Origin of the sequence: Methylobacterium sp. Leaf104, assembly GCF_001422885.1 — a bacterium.
GTDB lineage: Bacteria > Pseudomonadota > Alphaproteobacteria > Rhizobiales > Beijerinckiaceae > Methylobacterium.
On sequence record NZ_LMMZ01000012.1, the window covers coordinates 494075 to 500752 of the forward strand.

Consider the following 6678-nt stretch of genomic DNA (forward strand, 5'->3'; position numbering starts at 1 on the left):
CGCCGGGTTGAGACGGTTGCTTGGTCTGGGAGTCCATATCTGTTGTCTCGGCGTCCCAAACCGAGATCCGAACGGCGACGTCCTGGGCTCGACGGCCCGCCGCCGGTCGCGAGAGACCTCGGGCCGGACGCAGATCCGGACAGCCGGACCCAGCGCCCGGACCTGTGCCGGAATCCCGGCTCAGGCCGCCGCGGGCGCTTCGCCGGCGGCGCGCTCCCGGGCGAGCTTGACCACGCTGACCTGATCGACCTTGCCGGTCCCGAGCATGGGCACGCGCTCCAGCACCACCACCTCGGCGGGAATCGCGATCTCCGGCGCGCCCTTGCCCTTGGCGAAGCTGTGGTAGGCGGCCCGGGTCGCGTCCTTGGCCTCCGTAAACAGGACCAGCCGCTCGCCCTTGCGGGCATCCGGCACGGCGGCGACGGCGCTGGGCGTGTCCGGCCACAGCTCGGCCGCGATCGCCTCGACGCTCGCGAGCGACACCATCTCGCCGGCGATCTTGGCGAAGCGCTTGGCCCGGCCCTTGATGGTGACGAAGCCCTGGGCGTCGACGGCGACGATGTCGCCCGTATCGTGCCAGCCCTCGGGGGGCGCCTCGATGCTGCCGGGGCGCTCGGGCCGCAGGTAGCCCAGCATGATGTTGGGTCCGCGCAGGACCAGGCGCCCGCCCTCCTCGATGCCCGGCACCGGCTCCAGGCGCCATTCCTGGCCCGGCAGGAGTCGGCCGACCGTGCCGAAGCGGTTGAACATCGGCGTGTTGAGGGCGACCACCGGTCCGCATTCCGTGACGCCGTAGCCCTCGAGGATGCGCAGGCCGAACTTCTCGCCCCAGGTCTTGCGGGTGGAATCCTTCACCGCTTCGGCGCCGGCCACGACGTAGCGCAGGGAACGCAGGTCGTAGGAATGGGCGGTCTTGGCATAGCCCGACAGGAAGGTGTCGGTGCCGAACAGGACGGTGGCGTTGGAGCCGTAGATGAGCTCCGGCACGATCCGGTAATGGAGCGGCGAGGGATAGAGGTAGACCGGAACCCCGGAGACCAGGGGCAGCACCAGGCCCGCCGTCAGGCCGAAGGCGTGGAACACCGGCAGCACGTTGAACACCTTGTCGGTCGGCCCGAAATCGATCCGGGCGGCCACTTGCGCTGTGTTGGCGAGCATGTTGCGGTTGGCCAGAACCACGCCCTTGGGCGCCCCCTCCGAGCCGGAGGTGAACAGGATCGCGGCCGGGTCGTCCCCGCGCCGGGCCACCAGGGGGGCGCGCTTGGCGAGGAAGCCCCGGAGCTTGTCGCCCGTGGTGATCCCGGCGCGGATGTCCTCGAGATAGACCAGGGTGACGGCGCCCTTGATGGCCTCGACGAGGGCGCCGAGCCGGCCCTTCTCGATGAAGGCGCGGGAGGTCAGGACGGTGTCGACCTCGGCCGTTCTGCAGGCCGATAGGATGTTGGCGGCTCCCGCCGAGAAGTTGATCATCGCCGGCACCCGTCCGGCCGAGGCCAGGGCGAACAGGGTGACGGCCGCGCCGTTGGCGTTCGGCAGCATCACGCCGAGCGGCTTGCCCGGGGCGCCGAGCCCCTGCAGCTTGCGACCCAGGATGTTGGCGCCCATCACCAGACGGGAGAAGCTCAAGGAACCGGTGGGATCCTCGACGGCCGTGCGGCGCCAGCCGTGGCGGTCGCCCGCCTCGATCAGGGCCTGCATCAGACCGCGGTCGATATCCGTGGTGCGGAAGACGAGATCGGACATGATTCCGTAGAGCGCGGCGCCCGCCGCCTGCCGACGGGCCTTGCCCCGGAGGGCGGGGTCCACGGTAAGGGCCACCGGCGAAAGGATCGTGACGGTGACCTTCGGCCACCAGCGGCGCTTCACCTGATTCTTCGACAGGCGCGAGAAGACCGTCTTCTCCAGGCCTTCGATCTTCACCGGCACCACCATGGCGCCCGACTTGTCGGCGATGAGGCCGGCCCCGTCATACACCTTCATCAGGCTGCCGGTGACGGTGAGCCGCCCCTCGGGGAAGATGATCAGCGTCTCGCCGTTCTTGACCGCGTTGATCAGGGTGCGGGTGGCCAGCGGCCGGGTCGGGTCCAGCGGCATCGCCTTCGTCACCGCCAGGAACGGCTTCACCCACCAGCGCTGCGCGATGCCGTGGTCCACGGCGAAGACGGGCTCCTGGTCGAGGAGCGAGAGGGCCAGCGGCGCGTCGAGGAAGGAGACGTGATTGAGCGCGATGATGGCGTTCGGGCCGGCCTTCTCGACGTTCTCCAGCCCACGCACCTCCAGGCGGTAGAACGCCCGGAACAGGATCGAGAGGAAGTCGCGGAACGGGCTCGTCGGCAGGGCGGCGAGGATGATTACGCCCGCCACGAGGTTGAGCACGCCGAGCAGGGCCAGGAGCCCGGCCATCGACCAGCCGGCACCCTGCAGGGCGGCGAGGCCCAGCGCCCCCGTCACCATGAAGGCGGCGGTGAGCACGTTGACGGCGCCGATGACGCGGGCGCGCTTGTCCTTGTCGGTCCAGGCCTGCACGGCCGCGAAGGAGGGCACGATGTAGAGGCCGCCCGCCACCGCGAGGCCGAACAGGTCGATCGTGACGCGCAGGCCCGTGCCGGTGGTGAGGAAGTCCAGGGCCCCCGCGGGATCGCCCGAGACGGGGGGCAGATGCGCCACCGTCCAGGCGAGATCGAGGCCGAAGGCCCCCATCAGCAGGGCGCCGACGGGGGTGGGCAGCAGCACGATCCGGCCGCTGGCGAGCCAGGAGGCCAGGCCCGAGCCCACCGCGATGCCGATGGAGAACACCGCGAGCAGGGTCGTCACCACGGTCTCGGAGCCGTTGAGGCTCTGGCGCACCAGCACGGGCAGCAGCGACAGGATGACGGCGCCGACCAGCCAGAACCAGCTCACGATGAGCGAGCCGCGCCACAGCCGGGTGTCGCCCCACAGGTCGCGCAGGAGGGCGCCGGTGGAGCGGGCGACGTTGGGATCGACCCGCAGGGTCGGGGCGGCCTCGCCGGTGGACGGGATCGCCCGGGCCGAGAGCCAGCACAGGACGGCGAACACCATGATCATCGAGCTGAAGGCCAGCGCGCCGCCGCCCATGGCGGTGGCGAGGCCCGCCACGATGGTGCCGAGGAGGATGGCGAGGAAGGTCGCGGCCTCGACCAGCGCGTTGCCGGCGGTGAGCTCGTCCCGGCGCAGGTGGTCCGGCAGGATGCCGTACTTGATCGGCCCGAACAGGGCCGCGATCGTCCCGAACAGGCCCAGCGCCACGAACAGCACCGGAACGGACTGCATCCAGAAACCCAGCGCGGCGGCGGCGGCGGCGAAGATCTCGGCGAATTTCAGCCGCTTGGCGATCAGGGCCTTGTCGTAGCGGTCCGCCAGCTGGCCGCCGAGGCCCGAGAGGATGAAGAACGGGCCGATGAAGACCGCGCCCGCCAGGGTCACCAGCATCGGCGAGCCGCCGCCCTCGCCGCTCACCTTGAACAGGATCAGGAACACCAGGGCGTTCTTGAGGAAGTTGTCGTTGAAGGCCGAGAAGAACTGGCACCAGAACAGGGGTGCGAACCGGCGCGTCGTCATCAAGGTACGAAACATGGAAGTCTCCTCGGACGACGCATGACTGCCCGCACGCGGCGGTAGCGTCAAATGGTGAACCGCGCGCTCTTTGAACGTTGTTCAAAACATATCGTCGCCGCAGATCGGGTTCAATGGCGAGATTGCACGGCGTGCAATCCTGGCGGCGGCCCCGTGCGGCGGCGCACCGGCACGATCGGTCGGACCCTGAGGCAGCGGAGCGGGATTGGCGATGGCGCGGGTGGAGAAGCGCGGGACGGGTCCGCGTGGCGAGCATAATCGCGACGAGTTCCTGGCCCTCGTCACGAAGGCGGCGGAGGGCCTGGTCCGCCGCGAGGGTCTGCGGGGCCTGGGAATGCGGCGACTCGCCAGCACCATCGGCTACGCACCGAATTCGATCTACAACGCGGTCGGCGACCTCGACGCGGTCACGATGCGGGTCAATGCTCGCACCCTGGCGCGCCTGCAGGCGACCCTTGAGGCGGCGGTGGCCTCCGATGCCGCGCCGCAGGACAAGGCCCTGGCGCTCGCCGATGCCTACCTCGCCTTCGTCGCCGCGGACCCGCAGGTCTGGAGCCTCGTCTACGAGCACCAGATCGCCCCGGACAGCGCCTTCCCGGACTGGTACGCCGAGGCCCTGGGCCAGACGACCGACCTCGTCGCCCGCGTGCTCGCGCCGATGATCCCCGACCCGGACGAGCGCCGCCAGGCGGTGGCCACCCTCTGGGCCGCCCTTCACGGGCTGGCCTCCCTCTCGACCTCGCGCAAGCTCGCGGTGCTCACCCCGGAATCGCCCCGCGACCTGGCACGCCTGCTGATCCGGCGGTTTCTCGGAGCGCCGAGCCGGCCGGACGCATGAGCGCTGCCGGCCGGAGACTCAGCGCGAGGTTCCGCTGTGGCGGGTGCGCAGGCCCTTGAACAGGGCGGGGTGGGGGTCGTTGAGGCCACGCGGGGCCGGTGGCTCCGGGCTGCCGGGGTTCGGCCTCGACGGAGCCTCGCGCGCGCCACGCTCCGCCCCCTTCCGCCGGCCGCCCCGGTGCGCGGCCGCCGTCTCGGTCTCATCCCCAGCGGGCCGGGGCGAGGGAAGGAGCGACAGGACCCCGAAGGCCGCGAGGCAGGCGAGGCCGATGCCGACGGAGTGCCAGCTCGGTTCCGGCGCGAACATCATCGCGCCGAGCCCGCCCAGGGCGAAGGCGGCGGCGAGGGTGCGCGGAGCGAAGGGATCGATGGTCATCGGGGCCATCCTGCCGGGAGACGATCACGAACCCGTGAAGCAGACGATTCAATTTGTAGCAGTATCGCGACGCCGAGGACGGCCCGGTGGGGTCGATGTCGTGCCGATCGGCATATCCCGAGGGAGCCGAAGGCACTTTCAGAGGGGAACGCCCCCAGAAGAGGGGCCGATATTGGATTGAGGATCGCAGGATGAATTCACGACATCGCGGTGCCGTCCGACGGAAGCGGCGCCTGTGCGGACCGGATACTTGCAACCAGAGGTGAATGGGCCGTATTGGCATGCAATATTTTAAGGATTCTCGGCGAAACCTCGCGTCTTGCCCCGCATCTGAGTCGAGCCAGGGCGGCTTCCCGAACGAGGTCCGTCGTGTCCTTCAAGAATTTGTCCATTCGCGCCCGGCTGATCGCGGCCTTCTCGTTGCTGACGCTCTTCGCGGTGGGACTGGGCCTCCTCGGGCTCCTCGGCACGCAGCGCATGCGCGAGCAGAGCGTCGAGATCGAGACGAACTGGCTGCCGAGCATCCGGGTCCTGGGCGAGATCGACACCGTCACGGCTCGCATCAGCGCCGTCGTCCTGCGGCACACCCAGGCCACCGATCCGAAGCTCGCGGCATCGATCGAGGCGGACCTCGTGCGCTTCGACAAAATGCTGGGCGAGCGCCGGGCGGTCTACGAGCCGATGATCGCCACACCGACGGAGCGCGCCCTCTACGACACCTATCTGCGCGAGGCGGCCAACTTCCTGCCGGTGCGCCAGGCCATCATGGACCTCTCGCGCGCCGGGCAGAAGACCCAGGCCTTCGAGCTCTACGAGAGCAAGGGCCTGCCGGTGCGCCGCGCCGCGTCGAGCGCCCTCGAGAAGCTCACGGCCCTCAACAACGACGGCGCCACCCAGGCCCAGGCCCGCAGCAAGGCCATCTTCGAGCAGACCCAGACCTTGGGTCTCGTCGCGATGCTGCTGGCGCTGGCCCTGTCGGCCGCGTCCGCCTTCCTCATCATCCGCGGCGTCACGCGCGGCATCGGCGCCGTCGTCCGACCCATGCAGGCACTGGCGGGCGGCGATCTCTCCGCGACCATCCCGCATCAGGGCGCCCGGACCGAGATCGGCACCATCGCGGACGCCGTTCAGGTGTTCAAGGACGGCCTGATCCGGATGCGGGCTCTGGAGGCGGAGACGGTCCAGGCGCGGGCCGGAGCGGAGGCGCAGCGCAAGGCGGCGATGCGGGCGATGGCCGAGAGCTTCGAGGGGGCGGTGGGCGGCATCACCGATCAACGGTTCGTCCTTCCTCGACCACCTCGCCCTTTTCGAGCAGGACCTGATCCGGCGCAGATGCGCCTCCTCGGCGATGGAGCGCTGCACGTCCGCCAGCGAGGCGCCGAACGCGTCGCTCAGGGGCACCAGGGCGGTTCCTGGCCTGGAACCCGGCCTACCGGAACGCCTGACGCGGCGGCGGAGGCGGAGACGGTCCAGGCGCGGGCCGGAGCGGAGGCGCAGCGCAAGGCGGCGATGCGGGCGATGGCCGAGAGCTTCGAGGGGGCGGTGGGCGGCATCATCAGCATGGTGACGAGCTCGGCCACCGAGCTGCAGGCCACGGCCCAGAGCATGGCCGGCACCGCGACCCAGACGGCCAACCAGTCCACCAGCGTGGCCGCGGCCGCCGACGAGGCGGCCTCGAACGTCAACACGGTGGCGGCCGCGGCCGAGGAGCTCGGCTCCTCGGTGCAGGAGATCGGCCGCCAGGTCAGCAACTCGGCCGCCATGGCCCAGACCGCCGTGGCCGAGGCCGCCCAGACCGCGACCTTCGTGCAGACCCTCAACACGGCGGTGGCGCGCATCGGCGACGTGGTGACGATGATCACCTCGATCGC

Annotated in this window: 4 protein-coding genes; 2 read left to right on the plus strand and 2 right to left on the minus strand. The window is 70.4% G+C overall.

Annotated features, from left to right (window positions below):
- Positions 1-180: 180 nt before the first annotated feature.
- Entirely contained in the window at positions 181-3594 is a 3414-nt protein-coding gene (locus ASF49_RS11770; RefSeq protein ID WP_056472584.1) for an acyl-[ACP]--phospholipid O-acyltransferase, read from the minus strand.
- A 211-nt stretch (positions 3595-3805) separates the two neighbouring features.
- Between ASF49_RS11770 and ASF49_RS11775 the strand changes: the two genes are divergently transcribed.
- The gene (locus ASF49_RS11775) at positions 3806-4432 is read left to right on the plus strand and encodes a TetR/AcrR family transcriptional regulator (protein ID WP_056472587.1); all 627 of its coding nucleotides are present in this window, start codon (positions 3806-3808) and stop codon (positions 4430-4432) included.
- 18 nt (positions 4433-4450) lie between these two features.
- Here the strand turns inward: ASF49_RS11775 and ASF49_RS11780 are convergent, their stop codons facing one another.
- Positions 4451-4807 (minus strand): hypothetical protein, encoded by a 357-nt coding sequence (locus tag ASF49_RS11780; protein ID WP_056472590.1) that lies wholly within the window; start codon positions 4805-4807, stop codon positions 4451-4453.
- Positions 4808-5176: 369 nt separating this feature from the next.
- Here ASF49_RS11780 and ASF49_RS11785 point away from each other — a divergent pair.
- On the plus strand, positions 5177-6678 hold a 1502-nt coding region (locus ASF49_RS11785), incomplete at its 3' end, for an MCP four helix bundle domain-containing protein (RefSeq protein WP_056472593.1).

Bases quoted from the DNA above. Each gene is read 5' to 3' on its own strand.
- ASF49_RS11775 (WP_056472587.1), top strand. From the start codon at position 3,806: ATGGCGCGGGTGGAGAAGCGCGGGACGGGTCCGCGTGGCGAGCATAAT.
- ASF49_RS11780 (WP_056472590.1), bottom strand. From the start codon at position 4,807: ATGACCATCGATCCCTTCGCTCCGCGCACCCTCGCCGCCGCCTTCGCC.
- ASF49_RS11770 (WP_056472584.1), bottom strand. From the start codon at position 3,594: ATGTTTCGTACCTTGATGACGACGCGCCGGTTCGCACCCCTGTTCTGG.